This is a genomic window from Halobacillus sp. ABR2_026, assembly GCF_056158545.1.
Genome location: NZ_JBSWTM010000001.1, coordinates 3297470 through 3323840, shown reverse-complemented (window position 1 = coordinate 3323840; position 26371 = coordinate 3297470). Strand labels below are relative to the sequence as shown.

Annotated in this window: 19 protein-coding genes; 16 read left to right on the top strand and 3 right to left on the bottom strand. The window is 39.1% G+C overall.

Annotated elements, in window-relative coordinates:
- Nucleotides 1-33 precede the first annotated feature (33 nt).
- Both ACXADE_RS16990 and secA2 read right to left on the bottom strand, forming a co-directional pair.
- Entirely contained in the window at nucleotides 34-936 is a 903-nt protein-coding gene (locus ACXADE_RS16990) for an accessory Sec system S-layer assembly protein (RefSeq protein ID WP_474981607.1), read from the bottom strand.
- Nucleotides 929-3316 carry an accessory Sec system translocase SecA2 gene (gene secA2 / locus ACXADE_RS16985; protein ID WP_474981606.1) on the bottom strand — a complete coding sequence of 796 codons (2388 nt, stop codon included), beginning with the start codon at nucleotides 3314-3316 and terminating at the stop codon, nucleotides 929-931. Before secA2 ends, ACXADE_RS16990 begins: the two co-directional genes overlap by 8 nt.
- Nucleotides 3317-3536: 220 nt before the next feature.
- Between secA2 and ACXADE_RS16980 the strand changes: the two genes are divergently transcribed.
- A complete protein-coding gene (locus ACXADE_RS16980; RefSeq protein ID WP_474981605.1) occupies nucleotides 3537-7883 on the top strand; it encodes a S8 family serine peptidase in 4347 nt (1448 codons plus the stop codon).
- A gap of 204 nt (nucleotides 7884-8087) precedes the next feature.
- Nucleotides 8088-9455: an N-acetylmuramoyl-L-alanine amidase gene (locus ACXADE_RS16975; RefSeq protein WP_474981604.1), complete on the top strand. Its 1368-nt coding sequence runs from the start codon at nucleotides 8088-8090 to the stop codon at nucleotides 9453-9455.
- A gap of 216 nt (nucleotides 9456-9671) precedes the next feature.
- Here the strand turns inward: ACXADE_RS16975 and ACXADE_RS16970 are convergent, their stop codons facing one another.
- The gene (locus ACXADE_RS16970) at nucleotides 9672-10658 is read right to left on the bottom strand and encodes a C40 family peptidase (protein ID WP_474981603.1); all 987 of its coding nucleotides are present in this window, start codon (nucleotides 10656-10658) and stop codon (nucleotides 9672-9674) included.
- A gap of 727 nt (nucleotides 10659-11385) precedes the next feature.
- On the opposite strand from ACXADE_RS16970, the gene ACXADE_RS16965 reads away from it, so the two are divergent.
- The 14 genes from ACXADE_RS16965 (at nucleotide 11386) to ACXADE_RS16900 (ending at nucleotide 26272) form a co-directional block, all read left to right on the top strand.
- Nucleotides 11386-12144: a YveK family protein gene (locus ACXADE_RS16965; protein ID WP_474981602.1), complete on the top strand. Its 759-nt coding sequence runs from the start codon at nucleotides 11386-11388 to the stop codon at nucleotides 12142-12144.
- Complete coding sequence (locus ACXADE_RS16960) at nucleotides 12134-12829, top strand: CpsD/CapB family tyrosine-protein kinase (protein WP_474981601.1); 696 nt, start codon at nucleotides 12134-12136, stop codon at nucleotides 12827-12829. Before ACXADE_RS16965 ends, ACXADE_RS16960 begins: the two co-directional genes overlap by 11 nt.
- A gap of 202 nt (nucleotides 12830-13031) precedes the next feature.
- The gene (locus tag ACXADE_RS16955) at nucleotides 13032-13805 is read left to right on the top strand and encodes a tyrosine-protein phosphatase (protein WP_474981600.1); all 774 of its coding nucleotides are present in this window, start codon (nucleotides 13032-13034) and stop codon (nucleotides 13803-13805) included.
- 385 nt (nucleotides 13806-14190) lie between these two features.
- Nucleotides 14191-16053, top strand: a complete 1863-nt coding sequence (locus ACXADE_RS16950; protein ID WP_474981599.1) for a polysaccharide biosynthesis protein — start codon at nucleotides 14191-14193, stop codon at nucleotides 16051-16053.
- 97 nt (nucleotides 16054-16150) lie between these two features.
- A complete protein-coding gene (locus ACXADE_RS16945) occupies nucleotides 16151-16735 on the top strand; it encodes a sugar transferase (RefSeq protein WP_474981598.1) in 585 nt (194 codons plus the stop codon).
- Nucleotides 16736-16755: 20 nt separating this feature from the next.
- Entirely contained in the window at nucleotides 16756-17646 is an 891-nt protein-coding gene (locus tag ACXADE_RS16940) for an SDR family oxidoreductase (protein ID WP_474981597.1), read from the top strand.
- A 16-nt stretch (nucleotides 17647-17662) separates the two neighbouring features.
- Nucleotides 17663-18769 carry a glycosyltransferase family 4 protein gene (locus ACXADE_RS16935; RefSeq protein WP_474981596.1) on the top strand — a complete coding sequence of 369 codons (1107 nt, stop codon included), beginning with the start codon at nucleotides 17663-17665 and terminating at the stop codon, nucleotides 18767-18769.
- 19 nt (nucleotides 18770-18788) lie between these two features.
- Complete coding sequence (locus ACXADE_RS16930) at nucleotides 18789-19802, top strand: NAD-dependent epimerase (protein ID WP_474981595.1); 1014 nt, start codon at nucleotides 18789-18791, stop codon at nucleotides 19800-19802.
- Between the two features lie 25 nt (nucleotides 19803-19827).
- Nucleotides 19828-21108, top strand: coding sequence for a nucleotide sugar dehydrogenase (locus tag ACXADE_RS16925; RefSeq protein WP_474981594.1), 1281 nt, complete (start codon nucleotides 19828-19830; stop codon nucleotides 21106-21108).
- 17 nt (nucleotides 21109-21125) lie between these two features.
- Complete coding sequence (locus ACXADE_RS16920; RefSeq protein WP_474981593.1) at nucleotides 21126-22361, top strand: oligosaccharide flippase family protein; 1236 nt, start codon at nucleotides 21126-21128, stop codon at nucleotides 22359-22361.
- 49 nt (nucleotides 22362-22410) lie between these two features.
- Nucleotides 22411-22827, top strand: coding sequence for a hypothetical protein (locus tag ACXADE_RS16915; protein WP_474981592.1), 417 nt, complete (start codon nucleotides 22411-22413; stop codon nucleotides 22825-22827).
- Nucleotides 22828-22895: 68 nt separating this feature from the next.
- Nucleotides 22896-23564, top strand: a complete 669-nt coding sequence (locus ACXADE_RS16910; protein ID WP_474981591.1) for a glycosyltransferase — start codon at nucleotides 22896-22898, stop codon at nucleotides 23562-23564.
- A 25-nt stretch (nucleotides 23565-23589) separates the two neighbouring features.
- Complete coding sequence (locus ACXADE_RS16905) at nucleotides 23590-24705, top strand: glycosyltransferase (protein ID WP_474981590.1); 1116 nt, start codon at nucleotides 23590-23592, stop codon at nucleotides 24703-24705.
- Nucleotides 24706-24862: 157 nt separating this feature from the next.
- Entirely contained in the window at nucleotides 24863-26272 is a 1410-nt protein-coding gene (locus tag ACXADE_RS16900; protein WP_474981589.1) for an O-antigen polymerase, read from the top strand.
- The last annotated feature ends 99 nt before the right edge of the window (nucleotides 26273-26371 follow it).

The window sequence follows — 26371 nt, the reverse complement described above, 5'->3', positions numbered from 1 at the left end:
TTTTAATTATTGTGCCTTACATTTTAAAATTGATTATTTTTGTACCGGGTAAGCCTTCCATTTCGTCAAATCCAGCGTCTCTTTGTTTATACGATTTGCAGGAAAGATGAATGTCCAGGGTTTACTCGTATTCATCTTGACGTGAAGCGGCTTCAATTTGAAACCTCCCTCTGCCACGACTTCTCCGGAAGCATCTTCAAAACGGAGAGGCAGCTGCCGAAGCGTTATATCCTGTTCTGTCCCATTCCGGATCAAAAGAGTGACATGGAGATCATGATTTTCAGCTTGTCTGGCATCGAGGCCAAAGAAATTCACTTCTCCTGCTTTCGGAGTTTCCATGGAATCTACGAGTCTCTGAAGTTTTTGCACCTCTTCCAAGGGAAGGGTTTCCTTCCAGTGATCGGGTAGATCGAGCGTGTGTTTGGCGGGTTTCTTTTTCAACTCCAAAGCTAAACGCCACCCGTGAACAGGAAGTTTATTTTCCGTTTGAACGGTGGAAGGAGGGAATAAAAAGGTCCAGGGCCGACTGGACTTCCCAGGGACAGTTCCTACTGCATTCAAATCGAAAGTTTTACGGGCGATCACTCCTCCCTGTTTATCAAGGACAAGTATAGCCGCGGGTTTCATTTGAATGCCTTTGGGTAAGGAATTTCGAACGAAACCATCAACGATGATGCCACCATCTTTTTCTTGAATGTCCACTCCATACACGCTTACTTGATTCGGGCGTAATGGGGGAAGTTCTTGATTTAAGAAGCGGTACACATAGATCTCTTCTTCCGGGAGGCGCCATTCAGGGTGGATGGAAAGGTCGGTAAAGACTTCTTCATCCTCCTGGTTCAATGACTTTCCGTCCATGAAGTCTCCCACATGGACGGCTCCTTCGTCAAAGGGACCGTTTCCTTGTCTGTCTTTCTTTTTCAAGAAATTAAACATGTTTCTCTCCCTCCTTCGTTGTTCTCTTCTTCGGTGGACGGGACAACATGCCCATGAGGGTGACCATTTCCTTCTTTATCTGGTTAAAGTTATGTTGGAAAATGTCCAGGCCGTCTTTCTCATAAAGTCGGAGGGGGTCTTCCTGTTGGTATTGGCGGATCCCGATTCCTTCTTTCAATCGATTCATCATTTCTAAATGGCGGACCCAGTGTTGGTCAAGTGCATTCAACGCTTCCTGTTTCCATCGATGTTGAATGGCGGGATGGTCTTTAAACTTCCCTAATTCGTTCAAATAACGATCGACGATGGGCGAGAGTTTCTCTTTCAAATCATCCGTGTGTTCGTAAGTGATTTCTGAGAGTCCAGCCTCCTGGATAGGAGGAATGCCACGCTGCAGTTCTTCCTCCAAGTGCTGAAGCGGCCAATTTTCAGGGACGACGGTATCCGGACAGTAGCGGTCAATTTCGTGTTGCAGGTAATCTGAAACCATCGGGGAGACAAGGGTGATGATGTTCGTTTCCTTCAGAATTTGGTTTCGTAGCTCGTAGATCACTTTACGCTGGTCATTAATGACATCATCCAGTTTTAACGTGAACTCACGGATATTATAATTGCTGCCTTCACTAATTTTTTGGACCGTATCGATGAACTTGTGCAGGTCTTTATTCAATACCATGCCCTGATCGTCCGTTTTAACAGATTTAAGTTTACGATCCCGCTCCGTTTGGGAGAATCTTTCAATCATGTCATCCTCTAAAGAAATGATGAACTGAGATGACCCCGGGTCTCCTTGACGACCGGAACGGCCTTTCAACTGGTTATCGATTCTTCTGGATTCATGACGTTCCGTTCCAATGACGTGAAGACCGCCGAGCTCCTGTACACCTTCACCGAGCATGATATCCGTTCCGCGCCCTGCCATATTCGTAGCAATCGTAATCGTCCCTTTTTGACCGGCAAGTGATATGAGACGCACTTCCTGTTCGATGCTTTTGGCATTCAGTAATTCATAAGAAAGGCCAGCCTTCCCCAAATACTCTGCCGCTTTGTCTGATTGGAGGATGGAGGAGGTCCCGATGAGAATCGGCTGTCCTGTCTCGTGAACCGCTTTTACTTCCCGGACGAGTTCTTCATATTTTTGTTCCTTGGTAAGAAACACTTTATCCGGACGATCCTCCCGTACCACCGGCTGGTTGGTCGGAACTTGGATCACATCCATTCCATAGACGGTCTGGAATTCTTTTTCTTCCGTTTTTGCTGTTCCTGTCATCCCGGCCAATGTCGGATACATGCGGAAATAATTTTGAATGGTAATCGAAGCTTGTGGTTTATTTTCCTGAGTGATGTCCAGCCCTTCTTTAGCTTCTAAAGCCTGGTGGAGGCCATCGGACATCGTGCGTCCTTCCATTAAGCGGCCGGTGAACATATCGACAAGCTTTAACTGCTGATCATCGATGATATAATCGACATCTCTTTCGAACATGACGAGGGCTCGTACCGCCTGGATCATATAGTGATAGAGGGTTTGATGCTCGATATCGAATAAATTGTCGATGCCGAAAGCGCGTTCGATTCTGGTCATACCTTCTTCGGTCAAGGAGACACTCTTCGTCTCCCTATCATATTGATAGTGCTCCTCACGCTGGAAGGAACGGGCTAATCTCGCTGCCACTTTATGAAGGTTGGCGCTCGACTCCATCCGTCCTGCGATAACCAGGGGGGTTTTTGCTTCATCGACCAGTACGCTGTCAATTTCATCGACAATAGCGAAATGATAGGGACGCTGCACTTTCTGGCTCAGATCATTGACCATATGATCACGGAGGAAGTCAAAGCCGAATTCAGTCCCTATTCCATATGTGATGTCTGCTTCGTAAGCTTTTTTCTTTTCAGACTGGGAAAGTTCCGGGACATTCAGGCCAACCGTCAGTCCTAGAAATTCATGGAGCGGACCCATGGTTTCAAAGTCACGTTTTGCTAAATATTCATTAACGGTGATCACATGGACACCTTTCCCTTCCAATGCTCTTAAATAGCTGGGAAGAGTCGCGACTAGAGTTTTTCCTTCGCCTGTAGCCATTTCAGAAATATCGCCGTCGGTCAATACAAGTCCACCCACGAGCTGGACGTCAAAATGACGCAAGCCCAGCACACGTTTCGCGGCTTCACGGACAACAGCGAAAGCTTCCTCTCTTATATCAACCATTGATGTCCCATTATGTATCGCCTGCTTAAATTGTAAGGTCTTACACTTCAATTCATCATCCGAAAGATCTACCATTTGTTCTTCGTACTTATTGATGGACTGGACAGATGACTCATATTTCTTCCATTGACGTTCCTTCTTGGTGGGCATAATCTTTTTCATTGAATCTATCATCTATACAGACGCTCCTTGAAAAAATAGTCATTACTTCATATATTAGCATGTTCTAAGACTTTTTTTCTACATTCCTCCCGATCAAACTATTTTCAGTATCGAAATAATTCGTCGATTTCATTGATTTGTTAGAATAATTTGAATATAATTGAGGTTGTAAAATAATAGAAAGGAGAGGAGACTTTCGTAATCGATTAAAATAGAAAGAGGAGGAAACCTTTTGAATCTAAAGAAGAGCTTGATTTTGTTTTTTATTTTCCTTCTGGCCTTTTCAAACTCTGCCTTCGCAGCCAGTGGTCTTCCAAGCCATAAGAGTTTAGGAGAATCCAATGATGAGCGGGCAGAAAAAGGTACGGAAAGAGTATTTCAAACAGAAGAGCAGGAAAAAGAATTCGATCCTAATGAAGAAGTCCGAGTCATTGTAGAACTGGAAGATAAACCAACGATCTATTCCGCGCAAAGTTTAGGTAAGAGTTATCACGAACTATCTAATTCGAACAAACAGAAATTGAGAAAAGCTGCATTGGATGCCCAGGAACAGGTAAAAGCATCCATTCAAAGTGAATCCATTCCGATGGATTACAAAGAAAGCTTTACAACTGTAGTCAATGGTTTCAGTGGTACTGTGACATACAAATCTGTCGAAGTGATAGAACGCTTACCGAATGTTGGGAAAGTACATATCACAAATGAATACGAACGTCCGACAGAGCAGCCGGAAATGCTTTACAGTAAAGAACTGGTGAATGCTCAAAAGACGTGGCAGGAGTATGGCTATAAAGGGGAAGGTATGACGGTCGGTGTCATTGATACAGGAATTGATCCTGAACATCAGGACATGGTCCTAAGTGAAGGTACAGACCCTGAAATCAGCCCTTCTGATGTCGAGACACTGACGGATTCAGGCGAGCTTGATGGGAAGTACTTCACAGAGAAAGTCCCTTATGGGTATAACTATGCCGATGAGAATAACGAAGTATTGGACATCGGGCCGGATGCAAGCATGCACGGAATGCACGTTTCCGGAACAGTCGGTGCCAATGGAGACGAAGATAATGGCGGCATTAAAGGGGTCGCACCAGAAGCTCAGATTCTTGGGTTGAAAGTATTTGGTAATGATCCTGAAATGCCATCAACATATGGAGACATCTACGTAAAAGCTATTGATGATGCCATCCTTCTCGGAGCAGATGTCATCAATATGAGTCTCGGCTCTACAGCAAGCTTTGTAGATGAAGAAGATCCTGAACAGAAAGCGATTGCAAGAGCTGTGGACAATGGCGTCATGATGGCCATTTCAGCAGGAAACTCTGCCAAATTCGGTGCAGGTTTCGATAGCCCGCTTGCTTCCAACCCTGACATCGGTCTTGTTGGTGCACCGGGATTATCCACAGACTCCCTGCAGGTAGCATCATTCGAAAATAAATATTTGATGCTTGATGGAATGAACACGAAGATTAATGGAGAAGAAGGAACACCGATTCCTTTCCTTTCAGCCAGTGATGTACATCCTGATTCTCTCGAAGAAGGATATCACGAACTGGTCTATGCTGGTTTAGGAAGAACGCCTGGTGATTCTGATGCATCACCGGAAGCGAATGATTTTGAAGATGTCGATGTCGAAGGTAAAATCGCGCTGATTCAGCGTGGAGAGTCTACCTTTGTCAGTAAAACACTTAACGCTCAAGAACGCGGAGCCAAAGGTGTCATTATTTTCAATAACGTTTCCGGATATATCAGTATGGCTTCCAGCGGAGAAATCAATATTCCGCAATTGTCCATTATGAAAGACCTGGGTCAGAATTTGAGGGACGAATTATTAGACGGAAGTACAGTGGAAGTTGCTTTTGGAGGCGAAGAAGTCCAGTCGCTTAACCCAGACTTCGGAAATTTGTCTTCCTTTACATCCTGGGGGGTAACACCGAACCTTGATTTCAAACCTGAAATCACGGCACCTGGTGGCAATATTCTATCTACCCTTCAAGACGATGAATATGGATTGATGAGTGGGACTTCCATGGCAGCTCCACACGTTGCCGGTGGGTCAGCTCTAGTCATGCAGCGAATCAACGATGAATTTGAACTGGCTGGTGAAGACCGTGTCGAAATGGCGAAGAATATCATGATGAACACATCTGTTCCGCAGATGGATACCGGTCAATTCAACGACGCCTATAATTTCGGTCTGCCATTCTCTCCAAGAAGACAGGGAGCAGGATTGATGGACTTGCATGCGGCTATGCAGACTCCTGCCATTGTGACGGAGAAAGAAACCGAACTTGGAAAGGTCGCCCTTAAAGAAATCAATGATGAAGCTTCCTTTACATTGACAGTCGAGAACTTCAGTGATGAAGGAGCGACTTATAATGTAGAGAGCACTGTACAGACAGACCTTATTGTCGAAGGCAGAAGCCGAGAAGAAGCACAGGGTATTTATAAAGAAGGAACAATCAGTGAAGAGGCACCATTTACTGGGGAATATCCGATTGAAGTTTCCTCGAAAAATGGACGTCAGGTCAATGATGATTACCAAGTGTTCGTTCCTGCCGGCTCTTCCATTGACATCAATGTACAGATTGATCTTGAAAACACAGTCGATTGGGCTTACAACATGCCGCTCGAAGAAATCTTTGAAAATGGTTATTTCGTGGAAGGATTCGTTAAATTGGTCGACCCGGCGGATGTCAATCCTACATTGAACGTTCCATATGTCGGATTCAATGGCGATTGGGACGAAGCACCAATTGTGGATGATACCATTTACGAAACAGAAGGAGAATCCTTCTATGGTCAAACAGGTCTATTAACACCATTCGGGGCAGAATTGTTTTATCTAGGGGTCGATCCACTCCTTGGTGAAGAAGATGCCTTAACTGGTTCTGAACTTCATATCGGTTTCTCTCCAGATGGAGATCAGATGGCAGATACGGTCATGCCGATTCTATCATTCTTAAGAAACGCGAAAGAAGTTGAGTTCAATATTCTGGATGAAGATAAGAACGAACTTCGTACCCTGCGTACGGAAGATGAAGTGCGAAAGAATTACTTTGACGGAGGAGCAGGTCCTTCCTATAATATATATGACCAGGCCGCATGGGATGGAAAAGTGGACGGTGAAGTTGTAGAAGATGGCCTGTATTACTATGAAATTAAATCTGTTGTTGATTATCCAGATGCTGATTGGCAGTCTAAAGTAATTCCGGTGCGCGTGGATACAAAAACTCCAGAACTTAATGTCGACTACGACAGCGAAACGAATGAAGTGATATGGGAAGCAACCGATCAAGGTGCCGGCCTCTCTCACTTTGAAATTCTGGTTAACGGAAACAGCGTTACGGAAGAACCACTATCTGCAAATACGGAGTCCTTCGAGCTTGATACAGAAGAAGTGGAAAATGTGAGAGTAGTCGCTCACGATTATGCAGGGAACAGTACAACGGAAAGTGCCCTGGAAGTGGACGATGATACGATTCCTTATGTGACAGCGTTGACTCCATTGGCTCTTGAATTCCAGACGGATCGTGCTGTGCCGGTGATTGGTTATGTTACCGATGACTCTGAAGTGGAAAGCCTTACTGTCAATGGAAAAGAAGTCAAACTGACCTGGAACTCCGCTGAGAAGCGTTTTGATTTCAATACGACCGTAGAATTCAAGTCAGATGGTCTGAAAGAGATTGAATTCGTGGCTGTGGATGATAGCGGAAATGATATTTCATTCATGCGTCGTTTCCTTCTTGATTCTACAAGTCCTGAACTTACCGTTGAGGGGCCGCATATTACAAGTGAAAGCGAAATTGACCTGCATGCGAATATGAAAGATAACGATGATTCTCTCAGACTTTATATGGATGGAAATGAAGTGTATGCTCAAGGGAATAAAACACCTTACAGCATGAAGTCTACAGAGAAAGATTATACGCATACGGTTCAATTGGAAGAAGGCAAGAATACTTTCCAAGTGAAAGTGGAAGATGCTGCTGGTAACATGACGGAACAAACCGTTACGGTCTACCACAGCGACGATGAACCGAAAAACTTCAATGATATCAGCGATGGATACTGGGGCAAAGAAGCGATCCAGAAACTGAATGTAGCAGGTATCATCAATGGTTACCCGGACGGTGATTTCGGAATCAATGATCCGATCACCCGTCGCCAGGCTGCTCAAATGATCGTCCGTGCTTTCGATCTGGATACATCGAACGTTGAGAATCCAGGTTTGAAGGATGTAGATGAGGATGATCGTGCTTATGGTGAAATTGCAGCTATTGCTAATGCCGGCATTATGGTAGGTTCTGATGAAGGCGAATTTATGCCTGATAAGACCCTGACCCGTGCTGAAATGGCGAAAATCGTAGTCGAAGCGTATGATCTTGAAGGTAAGACTTCGAAACGCTTCAAGGATGTTTCCCCGTCAAGCTGGGCAGCACCTTACATCAACACACTATCAGCGAATGAAATCACCACTGGTTATCCAGATGGCACGTTCAAACCTAGTAATGAGACAAGACGATCAGAGTTCGCCATGTTCTTAGCTAGAGCAGAAGATGATCGTTTCAAAGAATAAGAGATAACAAGAAAAAGGACCATTCTTCCGAGGAATGGTCCTTTTTTTTGTGTCTTTACCCATTCATTTTGTGACAATCAGGTAAAGAAGTACTGGAAAATTTACGAAATGAGTCGATTTATCCTCTTTATTAGCGAATAAAAGATAGTATAATAGATATGGATGTACAGAAGTACGTAAAATAAAGGAGGAGCATAATCGAACATGTCGAAAAAATGGTTATATGGTAGTCTTGGGTTTCTGATGTTTGTTGTTGCCGTACTCATGCCGCAGGGGAAAGCATTTGCGATGCATGACATACCTGGTAAATATGAAACGGAAATCAATTATTTAGTGGATCGAGGAATTATTAAGGGATATCCGAGTGGGGATTTTATGCCGCACGATGAAGTAACAAGAGAGCAGGCGGCTACAATGGTAGGAAGAGCCTTAGGGTTAAATGGAAATCAAAGGCAGACCGTTTTCTCGGAAGTGGATGCCCATTCTTATGCATCAGGATACATACAGTCAGCTTATGAAAAAGGAATCATTACAGGATACCCCGATGGAACATTCAAGCCGAAAAAGACGATGACACGCGGAGAGATGGCTTATCTGATCTCTAAAGCTTTTTCACTTAAAGATCAAAGCCCTGTTTCTTATAAGGATGTCGATGGTGCAGGATCTCAATACGAAGCGATCAATAAAATATCGACAGCAGGGATTGCCAATGGGTACAGTGATGGTACATTCAGACCTGCGAAATCGATTACTAGAACCGAATACTCTCTACTCGTTGCACGCGGAATGAATGATGATTACAGAGTCTCTCAAGACGACTCTACGATTGAAGAACGTGTCGTTACGACAAGTGTCCTGAACGTACGTTCAGGTCCGGGCACTTCATATTCCCGTGTCGGCCAGCTTACCAGAGGAACGACAGTCAAGGTCCACCAGGTGGATGGAAAGTGGCTGAAAATCTCGACAGGCAGTTTGAATGGTTATGTACATGGTGATTATACAGCCCGTAAGTCAAATGGTAACAGAGTCATCGCTATTGATGCCGGTCATGGCGGCCCCGATGGTGGAGCTGCATATAACGGACTTGTTGAAAAAGAGATTAATTTGAATGTTAGTAAACGGATTAGAGATTACTTGGAAAATGCCGGCGTAGAAGTTGTGATGACAAGGGAAGATGATACGTTCATCGCACTTGATAAACGAAACAGTTATGCCGTAGATCAGGGAGCTGATGCGTTCGTCAGCATCCATTCCAATGCATTCAGTGATCCGAGCGCTAATGGGTCGGAAACCTACTATTCCTCCCAAAGCCAAAGAGTGACAGATAGTAAACAGCTCGCTACATTTATACAGAACCGCTTATATAAAGCGATCGACACCAGCAATCGTGGTGTGAAAGACATTCCTTACCGAGTGATTAGAAGTACACCTATTCCTTCTACACTCGTTGAACTAGGCTTTACAACAAACCCTTCCGACGCTTCCAAGCTTGGCTCCAGCTACTGGAGAGATAGAGCAGCGAAGGCAATTTCCGAAGGGATCATGGATTATTACGAATGGAAAGAGAGTTAACATAAAAAAGGGAAGGCGAGTGCTTACAGTACCGACTTCCCTTTTTTATATTCATCTAAACGTTTGGATCTCTAGATGCCCGTTTCTCTTATTACTGGAACTATATAGGAATTGTGAAGGGATGATGAGTTTCTTCTATTATATAGGTGTATCGTTGAAATTCTTTCTTCCATTAAAAAAGGTTCACAGCTTATATAAGCTGTGAACCTTTTTTAATTAATAGAGTGCGCGGTACAAGAATACTGTGAATTCACTTCTTGATGCTTCTTTTGTAGGCTTGAAACTGTTGTCCGGATAACCGTGGGTCACACCGGAAGCAGCAAGACTTTGGATGTCATCGTATGCCCAGTGCTGGCTGCTGACATCATTGAAGTTTGAAGTCGTACCGTTCAAATCGAAAACTTTGTTGAATAAAGCAGCGATCTCTTCACGTGTAATATCTGAATCCGGACCGAAAGTGCCATTCTCATATCCAGTGATATAGCCTTTCTTCGCTAGAGCGTTGATGTGACCGGAAGCCCAGTGGGAAGAAGGAACATCAGAGAATTGCTGATCGCTTGAAGGGCTGATGCCAAGTGCCGTTGTTAACATCTTCGCAACGGAACCACGAGTAATTTGATCTGTCGGCATGAATGAACCATTGTAACCTTCGATGATCCCTTCATCGCTCATATGCTCGATGTGATCCGCTGCCCAGTAGTTAACAGGCACATCACTGTATTGATCAAGGGTTTCAGGTTTTGTTTCTGCAACTTCTACAGGCTCGTCATCGATGACACGTTTTGCACCTGCATAGTTACGGCCCCAGTAACCGCTAAGAGAAGCAACTTCAATATCATCGCCAGGATTTTCAGCTGAAATCATCTTGTTGTTCCCTATGTATATTCCTACATGCCAGATCGGGCTGCCGAAGAAAACGAGGTCCCCTTTCTGCAAGTCCGAACGTTTGACGTATTCGCCTTGATGGTACTGTGAACGAGAAGTTCGGTTAAGGTCGATTCCTGCTTTTCCGAAAACATACTGTACAAATCCGGAGCAATCAAATCCACTTGGTGAAGTTCCCCCGTAAACATATGGTGAACCAGAATACTGATAGGCAATATCTACTACTTGGTCCCGAACCTTTTGGTTGGCAAAAGCGTTAGGTGTAAATAGTAGAAAGATCGTGGCGAATGCGACAAGTGACGTCAAGACTTTTCTCATTTTAGTAATACTCCCCTTGTGTTTTTTTATGTAACCTCTTAATCCTTTACAAGCGTAACACAACAATATTCGTCATAGTTTTACAGTTGTGTAACATTTAGGTTTCATAGGTTTTACTGTTGATTTGAGCGGGAATATAGAGCGATTTATTTAGTGATCCAGCTTCATTTCATAGGGGAGGAGCTTTAAGTAATATAGGTTTTTCATCTTAGATGGGGCTGTTCATGTAAGGATGCAAGAGGAAAAATGAGTGAGCCTTCAGATGGTATTACACCAGTTTTACGACTATGACTTGATGTCAAAAATCGACTTCTTTCTTCTATATAATTATGAAGCAACATAGAATAGAAAAATGAAGAAAAAGGTCTTTTTCTATGTAATAGTTTCACAATAGAACTAAAATTCGAGGTCCCCTTATAAATAAACAGGAGTGAAAAAACGATTTGAAATACTCTGAATGAAATTAGTATTTATATAACTTTTCCATATATTCACTTTGATATGTATCTTTACACTCACTTAAGTATATAAGCTACTAGGATAATAGACGGTATTTCATGGATTTCTCTACAACCTGGAAGAAAGCCACCCGATAATACTGTTTAGAAAGATTCATAGGTTATGTAAAAAAATAGTTAAATATTCAAGAATTCAAGGTCGATAGGAAGATGACATATGCTATAATGTCGATATCTGTTTTATTTGACAAACAACAGGAGGTTTATCCATGGAAGAAACGATTTCCTTGAAAGAAATTTTCGAGGTGTTGAAAAAAAGAATAGGTCTTATTATCGGTTTAGCCGTTTTGGCTGCAGCTATAAGTGCGGCATACACCTTTTTCTTAGTTACACCTACGTACCAGGCATCATCACAATTCATTGTCAGCCAGTCACAGGATCAACAACAGAATACTCCCTACGATATTAATGACATTCGTACAAATGTGGAATTAATCAATACATATAATGACGTCATTAAAAGTCCTCGTATTCTTGATCTTGTCGTTGATGAAACCGGAGTGGATTATTCATCAGCTTTACTTGCAGAGAAGCTGCAAGTATCAAGTTCGGATCAATCCCAGGTAGTAAGTGTGACAGCTACAGACAGCGATGCGACACTGGCAGCTGAGCTGACGAATACGACTGTAAGAGTATTTAAGGAAGAAGTCCCTCAATTAATGAATGTCGATAATGTCAATGTTCTATCCAGTGCTGAAATAGGCCCGGATCCTTCTCCAGTGAGTCCGAATCCAGCCTTAAACATTGCGATTGCCCTGGTTGTCGGGCTTATGCTGGGTGTAGGAATTGCTTTCTTGCTGGAGTATTTAGATAACACGATCAAAAGTGAAGATGACATTGAAGAGAACCTTGGTTTACCTGTACTAGGCGTCGTGTCAACTATTACCGCAGATGACCTGCCAGCGCCAGGCCGGTCCAGAAAAGAGTCGAACGTTACAGAAATGAGGGGTGAGTCTGTTGGTACGTAAGAAGAAACAAATGGTTAATACAAGAGGCAGAAATATCATTGCCAATGAAAACCCAAAATCACCTATCGCTGAACAGTTCCGTACCATCCGTACCAACTTGCAATTTACAACCGTTGATCATGAATTGGAAACGATGTTGGTTACATCGGCAAGCCCTTCGGAAGGGAAGTCGATCACAACGGCTAACACGGCGGTCGTCTTTGCCCAGCAAGGGAAGAAGACGCTTTTGATTGACGCTGACCTGAGGAAGCCGACCGTCCATTATACGTTCAGAGTTTCCAATACGAGTGGATTGAGCAATTACCTGGTGGGGAAAGAGAAAGTCACTGCATTAGCCCGGGAAACCGATGTCGAAAACCTGGATGTCATTACGTGTGGCCCTATCCCACCGAACCCATCTGAATTGCTTGGTTCAAAGAAAATGCAGCAATTCATAGAGGAAGCCAAACAGACGTACGATATGATCATCTTCGATACGCCACCCGTCCTTGCGGTGACAGATTCCCAGGTGTTAGCGAGCTTTGTTGATGGTGTACTGCTCGTCACACGAAGCAAACAGACAGAGAAGGAAGCAGCAGTTAAAGCTAAAGAACAATTGGACCAGGCAAAGGCTAACATTTTAGGTGTCGTGCTGAATGATCAGGATGTTAAATCCAGCAATTATTACTATTATTATGGCCATTAAAGGGAGAGCTGCGGCTCTTCTTTTTGTTTAAAAACCTACAAAAAGAAACATGGATTTGTGATATTTTTTAAAAACTCGTAAATATTTGCAAAATATTTATCCAAGCTATTCAAATAGTTGTCTATTATTGGTATAATCACAATTATAACTTTTCATGTTATTATTAATTATTCCAGATAGATAAATGAGGGGAGTAGGTCTTTTGATTGATATTCACAGTCACATCCTACCAGGTGTCGATGATGGGGCCCAAACCATCGAAGAAAGCATTGAAATGGCAGAAGCGGCGATAGCAGATGGCATTACACACATTGTAGCCACCCCGCATCACCAGAACGGGGCGTATGACAATTACAAGAATGATATTAAGATTCAGGTTGCCGAGCTCAACCGAACTTTCCAGGAACGAGGCATAGATCTTCAAGTGCTTCCTGGACAGGAAACGAGAGTTTTTGGTGAGATGGTCGAAGCATTAAGCTCGAACGAGATTCTACCTATTAATGACGATACCAACTATTTGTTTGTAGAATTTCCATCGAATTCTGTCCCGCGATTTGCCTCTCAACTGTTTTTTGATCTGCAAGTGGAAGGGTATCAGCCAATCATCGTTCATCCTGAACGAAATAAGGCTATCATAGAGAATCCTGATCTGCTCTATTCTTTTGTGAAAAAAGGGGCTTTTGTACAGCTGACATCCGCCAGTGTCTGTGGGAAGTTTGGGAAGAAGATTAAGAAGTTCTCTGAGCAGCTTCTTGAAGCAAACCTAGCCCATTTGATCGCCAATGATGCTCATAATACAAGTTCACGAGGTTTTTGCCTGACAGAAGCTTATAGTGAAATAAGGAGCAATTATGGACTGGATATGGTATACCTGCTTTCTGAAAATGCTGAAGATGTCATCGCAGGCCGCGTAATGCAGGCAGAACCACCCGAACATATTAAAAAGAAAAAAATATTCGGATTGTTTGGCAGGTAAACAAATAAAAGTGATTTTGGCATTCTTCGCAAAATCACTTTTATTTTAACAATAAACGCCATGTGAAAACGCTTTATAACATCCACTTACAAAAAATATAAAAAAGTTGTAAATTCTCGCAAAAATTCCCTTCCACAGTTACTAACTTACTGATACAATACATATGTTACAAAAAAGTTACAATGAAATGTTAATCATATCCAACTAAAGTGAATAAAGGTCGTGAAATGCAATTGAAAGAGAAAAAATTACCAAAGTCCGCGATGAAAACCATACGTTACATCAAGTATGAAGCTCCGGATGAAAAACTGTCTCTAATAGAAAGAGAAATAGGTAACGCTTTGAAACAACGAAAGATATTACGTGTGAAAAAGGAGGGTTCCTGTTGACCACGGCTTATAAAAGAAGACTCCTATTATTAATCTTAATCGATTCCTTTATCGTATTTTTCTCCGTCTATATGTCCCACTTCTTTTTAAACCCTTACGTTGCTGTTTTCGATCAAGTCATGATTGTTCTATCAGCCACCTTATTAATCAGCCATCATTTTATTTCCAGTATTACAGGTATGTATAAGAAAAAGTGGCGTTATGCCAGCACAGAAGAATTAATTGGTATTATCGGTGTGGTCACGCTATCGATTCTATCGGCCGTACTTGTCCAATGGTTAGCGTTTGGAAACGTATATGAACGTGCCTTAACGATTACATGGATGCTACATATTTTACTCATCGGTGGAGTTCGTTTCGCCTGGCAATATTATAAAACTTATGGAATAACACTGACCCCTAAATTAAGAAAAGCTAAAATCGTCAACTTAGACCCTGACCACCAACGCACTCTAATTGTAGGAGCAGGGGCTGCAGGAAGAATGCTGGCCCGGCAAATGAATAGCTCCCAAGAATTCAAGGGGGAAGTGATTGGTTTTGTCGATGATGATGCAACCATGCACCATCTGACGATTGCAGGACTTCCTGTCCTTGGAAGAACAGATGAAATTGAACATCTAGCTAATAAGCACTATATCAATCATATCGTCATGGCGATGCCATCTGTTAAGCAGGAAACGATAAAAAAACTCATACAAATATCAAAAAAATCTGTTAAAAATGTCCAGACACTGCCCATGATTGAGGATATCGCCTTGGGTAATGTGTCAGTGAACCAAATTAGAGACGTACAGATTGAAGACCTTCTCGGCCGTGAGCCAGTCGAACTTGACATCGATTCCATCGAATCCGAAGTCAAAGGACGTACGGTCATGGTTACAGGCGCGGGTGGAAGCATCGGTTCAGAAATCTGCCGGCAGCTCGTCAAGTTCGGTCCGGAGCGACTCATTTTACTGGGGCACGGTGAAAACAGCATTTATACGATTCATATGGAATTAAAACAATACAACATCGATGCAGAACTTGTGACTGTTATTGCCGATGTTCAGGACAGAGAGCGCATTTTCCAAGTTGTACAGGATTATGCTCCATCCTACATTTATCACGCAGCTGCTCACAAACACGTGCCATTAATGGAAGCGAACCCGAAAGAAGCAGTTAAGAACAATGTCATCGGTACGAAAAACGTTGCCGAAGCTGCACACCATGCAGGGGTGAAAGCCTTTGTGCTCGTTTCTACGGACAAAGCGGTCAACCCGCCTAACGTGATGGGGTCTACAAAACGTATTGCAGAAATGATCGTGCAAAACCTTGGGCGACAAAGCCAGACAAAGTTTGTGGCTGTCCGGTTCGGTAACGTACTTGGAAGCCGTGGTAGTGTTATTCCACTATTTAAGAAGCAGATTGCTGCAGGTGGGCCGGTTACAGTTACTCACCCGGATATGACGCGTTATTTTATGACGATTCCGGAAGCTTCGAGATTGGTCTTACAAGCCGGGGCTCTTGCTCGTGGTGGAGAAGTGTTTGTGCTTGATATGGGTGAACCGGTGAAGATTGTTGATCTTGCGAAGAACTTGATTCATCTGTCTGGTTTTACAGAAGAGCAGATTCCGATTCAGTTTAATGGGATTCGTCCTGGGGAGAAGATGTATGAGGAGCTTCTGAGTGATAAGGAAGTGAATAAGAAGCCGGTGTTTCCGAAGATTTTTATTGGGAAGACGGTGGAGTTTGATTATGAGTTAGTGGAATATTTAGTAGAGCATTATGCGGAGTCTAACGTTGAAGACTTGAAGGAGTATGCCATTGATTTAGCTAATAATAAATTGCCACATCAAAAATTTCTTGAAGAAGTTCTTTAATCACCATTAGATTCATAATGAAGTCAGTTTCGGCTTCATTTTGTATGTAAGTAATGTACCTTTCGATTATGTTAGAAATTATATAGGAGATGGAATGATGTACTTTAACTTTAAGAAGGTTGCGGATATTACAGTGGCAAGTATTATACTTATTTTAATATCTCCCCTTTTTCTACTAGTATGCTTGTGGATAAAGCTAGACTCAAAAGGGCCTATCTTGTTTAAACAAAAGAGGGTTGGAATAAACAAACAATACTTCAATATTTATAAGTTTAGGACTATGAGAATTGATACACCCAAAGATACGCCCACACACTTGTTAGAAGATCCTGAAACATATATTACTAAGGTAGGTAGTTTCTTAAGGAAGACAAGTTTGGATGAGTTACCACAGTTGCTAAATATAATAAAAGGCGAAATGAGTATTATTGGTCCTCGACCTGCCCTTTGGAATCAGACTGACTTAATTAATGAAAGGGACAAGTATGGGGCAAATGATATTTATCCTGGCCTTACAGGTTGGGCGCAAATCAATGGTAGAGACGAACTACCAATTGAAAAGAAATCTATGCTAGACGGGGACTATGTAAAAAGCATATCACTCGGATTCGATTTGAAAATATTCTTAAAAACGATTACTAGTGTAATAACGAGCAATGGGGTTAAAGAGGGAAAAAAATAAACACTTTAGGAGCGGTGAAGTTGCTTTTAGTTACAGGTATTACGGGTCATAGTGGAAGGTATTTCTTAGATGAATTAATTAGTAATAACTACGGAGGGAAAATCAGGTGTACTGTAAGACCTGGAAGTAACCTGAAAAAATTAAAGGACTCCGGGCTAGATATAGAAACGGTTACCGGTGATCTGAACGATAAAGAATTTATTAAAAAGTGTACAGAAGATGTAAAAACTATTGTGCATATTTATAACATTCATCACTCGGTAGATATGTTGAAGGCTGCTAAAGCAAATGGTGTTGAGAATGTCATACTAATCCATACTACTGGCATTTATTCAAATTATAAGATGGCTTCGGAAGAGTATATTGAGATTGAGCAAAAAGTAAAAGAAATCTCAAAAAACAGCAAAGTTGCTGTGACCATACTTAGACCCTCTATGATTTATGGAGATCTTTGTGACCATAACATGAGTAGCTTTATTAGATGGATAGATAGATTCCCAGTATTCCCTTTGATTAATAATGGAAAAGCTCTTATCCAGCCAGTCAATGCAAGAGATTTAGGAAGGGCCTATTATCAGGTTATGCAAAATCTTACTATTACCGCTAATAAAGAGTATGACTTGACAGGAGAAGCACCCATTTCTCTAAAGGATTCTCTAAATAAAATTGCTGTGGAATTAAAAACAAAAACCCTCTTTGTTCCAGTTCCGATGAAAGTATCATTATATTTAGCTAAATTTTTAAAACTGTTCACAGCTGGGAAACTAAATGTAGTTGAAAAGATATTAAGAATGGGAGAAAATCGATCGTACTCCCATGAAAAGGCTTCTGCCGATTTCGGCTATAATCCTATGTCTTTTAGTAACGGCATATCCACTGAAGTAGAACAATACAAAAAAATGAAAGTTTAAAAGGTAGGACAATTATATGAAGGTAATGGTGTTATCAAGTTATGCCCCCACACTTTTTTATTTTCGTGAAGATATGATGAATTCAATGAAGGAAGCTGGCCATGAGGTAGTGGCAGTTGCTCCAGAGAGTGAAGAAGAGTGGAAAGGGGAATTTTCTAAAAAGGGTATAAGTTACAGGTCAATTAGAGGCTTAGAAAGAACCGGTACTAATCCAATCACAGATATTAAAGGGTTAGCATCTATCATAAAAGTGATTAAGCTAGAAAAGCCAGATAAAATTTTCTCCTATCAGGCCAAAACTGTTATTTATGGGAGTGTAGCTGCGAAACTCACTGGTGTTAAAGGAATTTATGCAATGATGGGCGGCTTAGGCTCTGTTATGCGTAGTGAAAAAGTAAATATTGTGGGAAAAATTCTTCGCCTACAGTATAAAATTGCTTTCAATTTTTGTGATAGTGTATTCTTTCAAAATGAAGATGATGTTCAAGTTTGCATAGACGCAAACTTGGTTAATCGAAGTAAAGTTGTTAAAGTAAATGGGTCTGGTGTTAATTTAGAAAAATTCCCGAAGTTTCCTTTACCCCAAAAGAAAAAATTTTTACTAATAGCGAGAATTATAAAGGACAAGGGGATATTAGAATACTTAGAAGCTGCAAAAATAGTTAAAGCTAGGTATCCAGATGTGAAATTTCAATTATTAGGTTATTTTGATACGAATCCAACAGCCATTAGCCCTGAAGTTATTGAGGATTATGAAAAGGCTGGAATAGTTGATTATTTAGGGAAAACAAACGATGTAGCTCCTTTCTTAAAAGAATGCTATACATATGTCTTACCTTCGTATCACGAAGGTACTCCTAAGAGTGTACTCGAAGCTATGGCTACAGGTAGGCCGATCATTACTACTGACGTTCCGGGGTGCAGAGAAACGGTAGTACATGGAGAAAATGGTTTGTTAATCCCAGCAAAAAATCATGACCAACTAGCTAAAGCTATGATGAGAATTTTAGATAATGAAACGGAAACTAAAAGAATGGCAAATGCTAGTCATAAAATTTGTGAAGAAAAGTTTGATGTAGCAAAAGTGAATGGAAAAATATTAAAGGAAATGTGCTTAGTTTAAGCCAGGAAGGAAATCATTTATGAAAAAAGTATTAGTATCAGGAGCTGCAGGCTTTATTGGTTTTCATGTCTCTATGAGATTGTTAAAAGAAGGCTTTCAAGTAATAGGTATCGACAATCTAAATGAGTACTACGAAGTAACACTTAAAGAAGACCGATTAAGTCAAATACAAGATAAAGACCAATTCACCTTTTACAAAGTCAATTTAGAAGACCGGAATAGAGTGGAATCTATTTTCAATGATGTGAAACCGAATATAGTTATAAACTTAGCCGCTCAAGCAGGGGTACGGTATAGTTTGGAAAATCCACATGCTTACATCGATGCAAATATTGTCGGCTTCACAAATATCTTAGAGGGTTGTAGACATAATGGTGTTGATCACCTTATATATGCATCATCTAGTTCGGTTTATGGGGCCAATACAAAACTTCCTTTCTCAGTGCATGATAATGTTGATCACCCAATCAGTTTATATGCAGCTACTAAAAAAGCAAATGAATTAATGGCTCATACATACAGTCATTTGTACAACTTACCTACTACAGGCTTAAGGTTCTTTACTGTTTATGGTCCTTGGGGAAGACCAGATATGGCTTTATTCTTGTTTACCAAAGCAATTATTAATAATGAACCAATAAATGTCTTCAATAATGGAAATATGATGCGTGATTTCACTTATGTAGATGATATTGTTGAAAGCATTTTTAGACTCACTAAACAGGAAGCTAAGCCAAACACAAGCTGGGATGGTCAAAAACCAGACCCTGGTACGAGTTATGCTCCATATGAAGTATATAATATCGGAAACAATAATCCTGTGAAACTAATGGACTTCATATATGCAATCGAAAATAAGCTAGGAATGGAAGCCAGGAAGAATTACCTTCCACTACAAGCCGGAGATGTACCTCAAACCTATGCCGATGTAGAGGATCTATTCGAGAAGGTGAACTTCCGACCTGAGACATCCATCCAAGACGGTGTCAATAATTTTGTGGATTGGTATCTTAGTTATTACAAAGTAAAATAAGAATATTTGTTTGGAGGATTAAATGATGAATCGAAAAATTGCAGTAGTAGGTTTAGGATACGTAGGATTACCAGTAGCGGTTGCGTTCGGGAAGACTCATAAAGTAGTAGGCTTTGATGTTAGTGAACATAGAATACATACTTTAAGAGACGGAATCGACTTTACAGATGAAGTAGAAGAGAACGATCTAAAAGAAGCTGATATTGATTTCACGACAGACCCTAAATCTCTCAATCAAGTTGATTTTATTATTGTGGCTGTCCCAACACCAATTAATGAAAATAAACAACCTGAATTAACACCGATGATTAAAGCGACAGAAACAATTGCAACAAATATGCAAAAAGGAACAGTAGTTGTATATGAATCTACAGTCTATCCGGGTGTGACTGAAGAAATATGTGTTCCAACCCTCGAAAAGTTCTCTAGAATGAAACAAGGTGAAGATTTCCATGTGGGATATTCACCTGAACGTATCAATCCAGGAGATAGGGAGCATACCTTCACTAAGATTACAAAGGTCATCTCAGGTGAAAATGAAGAAGTTACAGATATTATAGAAGAAGTCTATGGTTCAGTAGTAGAGGCTGGAGTTTACCGAGCTTCTTCAATTAAAGTGGCGGAAGCTGCTAAAGTTATTGAAAATACACAACGTGACTTAAATATTGCTTTAATGAATGAGCTTGCTGTTATTTTTGACAAGCTTGATATAGATACAGATGAGGTTTTAAAAGCTGCAGGGACTAAATGGAATTTCTTGCCATTCTCACCGGGATTAGTTGGTGGGCACTGTATAGGGGTCGATCCGTATTATTTAACTTATAAGGCGAATTCAGTAGGCTATCATCCAGAAGTAATTTTGGCTGGAAGAAGGATTAACGATAATATGGGCAAGTTTGTAGCTACCTCACTCATTAAAGAAATGATAAATAAGAATATGCCAATTCAAGGGGCAAAGGTAACAGTTCTAGGTTTAACATTTAAAGAGAATGTTCCGGACCTTAGAAATTCCAAAGTGATTGATATGATTAATGAATTAGAAGAGTTTGGAGTAGAATTACAAGTGTCCGATGTACATGCTAGTAACAAGGAAGCTCAAGAGGAATTTAATATTGATCTTATACCTTATTCTAATCTAAAGCCCGCTGATGCTGTAATTTTGGCAGTACCTCATACTGAATACTTTAATAAAGGATGGGGTCAATTTGAAAGATTACTAAAACATAATAAAGGGATAGTAGTTGATCTAAAAAGCAGCTTAGATAAAGGAAGGAACCCTCATTCAATTACTCATTGGACCTTATAAGTAAGGTTTGAAAAATTATGATAATTAACAGAAAACTTTCTCTTAAAAAGAATTTCCAATGGGGATTTATTGGTAATGCAATATATTCAGCAACTCAATGGGGACTTTTAATAGTAATGGCCAAATTAGGGTCAGCTGAATTTGTAGGTCTTTTCACATTAGGTCTTGCTATATCAGCACCCATTCAAATATTATTCAATTTACAATTAAGGTCAGTACTCACTACTGATTTAAATAATGAATATCAATTTGGAGATTACTTGGCGGTTAGAATTATCACAAGTTTAATGACATTCCTTATTATATTTTTTGTAGCTATAATGTTGGGCTATGACCAAGGTACGACTTTCATGGTTTTGTTAATTGTTGGGTTTATGAAATCCATTGAAGCATGTAGCGATATTACCCATGGATTAATGCAGCAAAAAGAGAGAATGGATTTAATAGCGATCTCTAAAGTCATCCGAGGGATATTAGCTTTGCTAATATTTTCGATATTTATGTATATTTCTGATAGTTTAATAATCTCATTAATTTCTGTAACAGTAACTTGGTTTTTGATATTTATTTTTTTGGATCTTAAAACGGTTTCTTCCTTATCCAAGTGGAAATTTAGTTTTAATAAAAGTATAGTTATTAAAATTGTGTTACCTGCTATCCCCTTAGGGTTAGCTCAGTCTCTAAGTTCATTTAATACCAATATACCTCGATATTTTTTAGAAGGATACTTTGGAGCTGAAGAATTGGGCTATTTTGCTTCCATCACTTATTTCATAATGGTCGGAAATACATTAGTAAGCGCATTAGGACAAACGGTTTTACCTCGAATAACTAGATTAATTAACGCCAATAATAAGTCCTCTTTATTCACATTCCTACTAAAATTAGAGTTAGTAGGAATGTTTATTGGTGTAATAGGGTGTGCAATATCTCTATTTTTAGGAGAAATGTTACTCACACTATTTTATTCTAAAGCGTATGCTGAATATAATTGGCTGTTTTTATTAGTAATGGTTGCAGCTTTATTTAATTATATGGGCACTTTCTTAGGTACTTGTATAATGGGCTTTAGGAAGTTTAGACTCCAGTTGTACATGAGTTTTTTATGGATAAGTGTAACTCTTGTTTCAAGCTGGTTTATTATACCAACATTTGGTATAAAAGGAGCGGCCTATGTTCTTATTATTTCTTCTTTCACCATTTTTATATCGAGATTGTTTGTAACAGCTTATCTAATAATTAAGATGGAATAAATAAGCTTCCATGGGAATATTTAAACTTAGATGTCGGAGGATTAACAAATTGAAAATTACTATAATTAGTCATAAGCATATAAAAAAAAATGATAAAGGCGAATACTTCACAAGTGGCGGGTTTGTACGAGCGGTTGAAGGTTTTTTATCTGAATTTGAAGAAGTGAGAGTATGTGCACCAATAGAGTATGTTTCCAATGATAATAAAGGGGAATTTTTTAATAGTAAGATCCAATTCGATGAAGTTCCATTTATTAATGGTAGATTCATAAAGGCTGTTTATTTGGGGGGAATTGTTAAAAAGATTATTACTTATTCTAAAGAATGGGAATGTATACAATTTAGAATTCCAAGTTACTTAAGCTTAATATCTTATTATTCTTTAAAGATAAGTGGTATATTAAAGGGGAAAAAACATATTGTTTATGTGGGGGGGAAACCTTCAACGGGAACCTACTTTACATAAATAGTAAAATACTAAGAATAGCTTCGTCGCCTTTTTTGAAGATTTGGGAGATGATGGATAGCTATATGGTGAAGAACTCCAAATCTTTTGTAACGGGAAATGCTCTTTATCAAAAGTTTAAAAAATATAATGCAACTAAAATAATTAGTACAACACTTAAAGACGATGAAGTTGTTAAATTACCAAAGGAAATAAATATCTCTACAAAAATAAAACTTTTGTATGTGGGGAGAATTTCAAAAGAAAAGGGATTGGACTATCTCATAGATTCTATAAAATTATTAATAGAAAATGGGCTTCATGTGAAGTTAAGTATTGTTGGTGGAGGTAGCTATTCTAAACGTTTGGATGCTTATATAAAAAAAATAGGTTTAGAGGATTATATTAATTTGTTAGGTCCTGTAAATAATAGAGAAGAATTATATCACTTATATAGAGACAGTGATATATTTATTCTCCCTTCTCTTTCAGAAGGTACGCCAAAAGTTTTACTAGAATCAATGTCTCAAGGAACGCCTGTCATTGCTACAAATGTTGGCGGTATTCCTGGGGTAATTACGCATGGAGTAAATGGTTTTCTAATAAGTCCAAAGTCAGCAGATGAGATATGCAATACGATATTGAGAATTCAAAATAATCCTCAATTATTATATGAAGTTTCTACTGAAGGACTAAAAATTGCACAAAAAAACACACTTGAGTCTCTATCAAAAGTGTATATTAAGGAATTAAAATAACCTTCATGTATAGGGTGTATTAATAATGAAAAAAATCTTATTCTTAATCAACTCATTAGAGGGAGGGGGAGCAGAAAGAGTATTAAACATTTTAGCTCATAAATTTTTAGATGAAAAAAATATTGAGATTATAATTTATACTTTAGAAAAGAAAACTTTTGCTTATGACTTTAATTCCAAGATTAAAATTAAAAGTTTCCATACGGGAGTTTTTAATAGGGGAGCAGGAAAAATTCTGAATCTCCCATTACAAATTTTGGAATTGTTAAAAGTCATCATACAAGAAAGGCCATTTGCAGTTGTCAGTTTTCTCAATAGAGCAAACATTATTAATGCATTTACTTTTTTACGTAAAAAGCATAGGATAATCCTATCTGAAAGGACAATAACTACAGCCACGTATTCTAGTAATAGTCTTAAAGATAAGATAATGATGAAGTTAATAAAGAAATCTTATGTAAATTCTGATAAGATAATTGCAATTTCCAATGGTGTAAAGCAAAGTTTAGTAAGTTTAGGTATAGACGAAAGTAAAATTGAAGTTATATACAACCCCATAAAAATTGAAGAAAGTATCAATGAATATAAACTTTCCCCAAAAGAGAATTTTTCTATAGTTACAGTTGGAAGATTAGTTTCTATAAAAGATCATGAAAATTTGATAAAAGCTTTTAAAGTTGTCAATGAAAATACACAAAACATTACCCTAAATATAGTTGGTGAAGGCCCCTTAGAGTATTCTTTAAAGGAACAAGCTAAACTTATGGGTATAGAAGATAAGGTTAGGTTTCATGGGTGGGTGGAAAATCCTTCTATAATATTGAGTCAGAGTGACCTATTTGTACTTTCATCTAAAAATGAAGCATTCGGTAACGTAATATTAGAGGCCATGTCAGTAAGCCTACCTATTTTAAGTACTAAATCAGAAGGTCCTTTGGAAATATTAGAACATGGTAAATATGGTGTTCTAATAAATAAAGAAGATCCAAAGGGTATGGCTAAAGAAATAATTGATTTTTATAAAAGTCATAAAAAGTTGATTGATTATTCAGTTTTATCTAGTGAAAGAGTTAAGCACTTTGATTTAAACAGAATCTCTAATCAATATCTAAAAATCATTTTAAATCACCAAGATAAATAGGATTTAAAAAGTAGTGAAAATAGACTTATGAATATTAAATCAACTATCAGTAAAACTGGTGAGAATACACCTGTATTAACTTTTAATTTTATTGAACCCACCACAATCTTTTTGTGTAATGTTTAAGGTTTAAGCTTCGCTGGAGAGGGAGTTGTAAATGGATGGTGAATTAAAATTTAGTATTAAATATATCTTGCCTATTTCTTTAATTGGAATTTTCATAGGTATATTATCTGTATTAATTGGTGGGAGGATTACATTTAATCCAATACTTTTTTGGATATCCATGTTCTTGAGTGTGGCTATTATTCCACAGATTTTCAAAGGAATAAGTAAACAGTTTGACCCTTTATCTATCGATTTTTTGTTTGTGTGTGGATTTACTGTTTACTCTTTAACAGAACCAATCAGAGTATTAATGAATCTATCGTACTATCCAACGGATAGTGTGATAAGCACCTTAATTTTAGAGACCCTTGCATTATTGTTCTTCTATATGGGGTTTTGGTATAACAGGGTAGGCAAAAAAAGTGAATCGAATGAAATGCAACTAAATAAAAGTCATTTAAAAACTATAACTCTTTTAATAACTGGCGGTATTGCTATGTTAGCGGTGTACTTTACTGCTGTTGGGGCTTTTAGTGGTCTTTCGAAAATGCAGATATCCCAATCAAAGGGCGACATGGGTTGGGTTTCGTCTTTATTGTTCGGTTTTAAGTTTTTGAATGTCAGCTTATTAAGCTTTTATCTTTACCAAGTTAATATCGGTAAGAGAAAAATGAAGGGGTTTTTTATCTTTTTGTTAATTTACTTTTCTCTATCCATGCTTATTGGGGAGAGAGGAGAAATTTCTATACTTTTATTTTCTTTATTGATTGTTCGTCATTATAAAGTCAAGAGAATAAAATCTGCACCTTTCTTTGCGATTGGGTTATTTGGATATTTTGCATTCCAAACCTTGAATTACTTAAAAGGTGTCCCTATTTATAACATGATCCCCCATTTTTTCAAAACTGTTAAACTGGAATGGTACACATCTTTAAGTGGAGAGTTTCAATCAGCCGCAAGAAATATGTTTGTGGTAGTGGAAAATATACCTAATAATGTAGATTTTCTGTATGGTTCTACTTATTTGGCTACCCTTGCAAATGCTATACCTTCTGCGCTTTGGCCTGATCGTCCTGACTCCGCAGTGGGGTGGTTCAACCGAACTTTTTTCCCTGGGGTTGTAAGTCAAGGAGGCGGTCGTGGTTTTACTCTAGTTGGTGAAGCATTTGTTAACTTTGGAACAATAGGTGTTTGCGCGTTTTTCCTATTACTCGGGTTTTTTTGTAAATTTCTATACTTAAAAGTGAAGTTTAGTAAAAGTGATTTTTGGATACTAGCATATGCTGTTTTTATTCCAGTACTAATTTATTGCATAAGAGCGGATTTAACCAATTTATCAAGTCAATTCATAAAAGGTTTTATCATTCCGTTCCTTATACTTTATTTTGTTGGTGAAAAAGTAAGAATAAGAAAAATTAGAAGATCTACTCAAACAAAACACCTTAGGAACCTCGCATAGAGGTTCCTAGGGTGTTCCTAAATTAATGGATGCCGTCAATTGAGTCACCAATGAGATGGCTCTTTTTATTGGGGGTGAGTAAGTAATCCATATTCTCAA

What these genes read in the sequence shown, in the direction of transcription:
- ACXADE_RS16965 (WP_474981602.1), top strand. Translation starts at nt 11,386, where the DNA reads ATGGAAGAAACGATTTCCTTGAAAGAAATTTTCGAGGTGTTGAAAAAA.
- secA2 (WP_474981606.1), bottom strand. Translation starts at nt 3,316, where the DNA reads ATGATAGATTCAATGAAAAAGATTATGCCCACCAAGAAGGAACGTCAA.
- ACXADE_RS16935 (WP_474981596.1), top strand. Translation starts at nt 17,663, where the DNA reads ATGAAGGTAATGGTGTTATCAAGTTATGCCCCCACACTTTTTTATTTT.
- ACXADE_RS16970 (WP_474981603.1), bottom strand. Translation starts at nt 10,658, where the DNA reads ATGAGAAAAGTCTTGACGTCACTTGTCGCATTCGCCACGATCTTTCTA.
- ACXADE_RS16990 (WP_474981607.1), bottom strand. Translation starts at nt 936, where the DNA reads ATGTTTAATTTCTTGAAAAAGAAAGACAGACAAGGAAACGGTCCCTTT.
- ACXADE_RS16920 (WP_474981593.1), top strand. Translation starts at nt 21,126, where the DNA reads ATGATAATTAACAGAAAACTTTCTCTTAAAAAGAATTTCCAATGGGGA.
- ACXADE_RS16930 (WP_474981595.1), top strand. Translation starts at nt 18,789, where the DNA reads ATGAAAAAAGTATTAGTATCAGGAGCTGCAGGCTTTATTGGTTTTCAT.
- ACXADE_RS16905 (WP_474981590.1), top strand. Translation starts at nt 23,590, where the DNA reads ATGAAAAAAATCTTATTCTTAATCAACTCATTAGAGGGAGGGGGAGCA.
- ACXADE_RS16925 (WP_474981594.1), top strand. Translation starts at nt 19,828, where the DNA reads ATGAATCGAAAAATTGCAGTAGTAGGTTTAGGATACGTAGGATTACCA.
- ACXADE_RS16900 (WP_474981589.1), top strand. Translation starts at nt 24,863, where the DNA reads ATGGATGGTGAATTAAAATTTAGTATTAAATATATCTTGCCTATTTCT.
- ACXADE_RS16945 (WP_474981598.1), top strand. Translation starts at nt 16,151, where the DNA reads ATGTACTTTAACTTTAAGAAGGTTGCGGATATTACAGTGGCAAGTATT.
- ACXADE_RS16975 (WP_474981604.1), top strand. Translation starts at nt 8,088, where the DNA reads ATGTCGAAAAAATGGTTATATGGTAGTCTTGGGTTTCTGATGTTTGTT.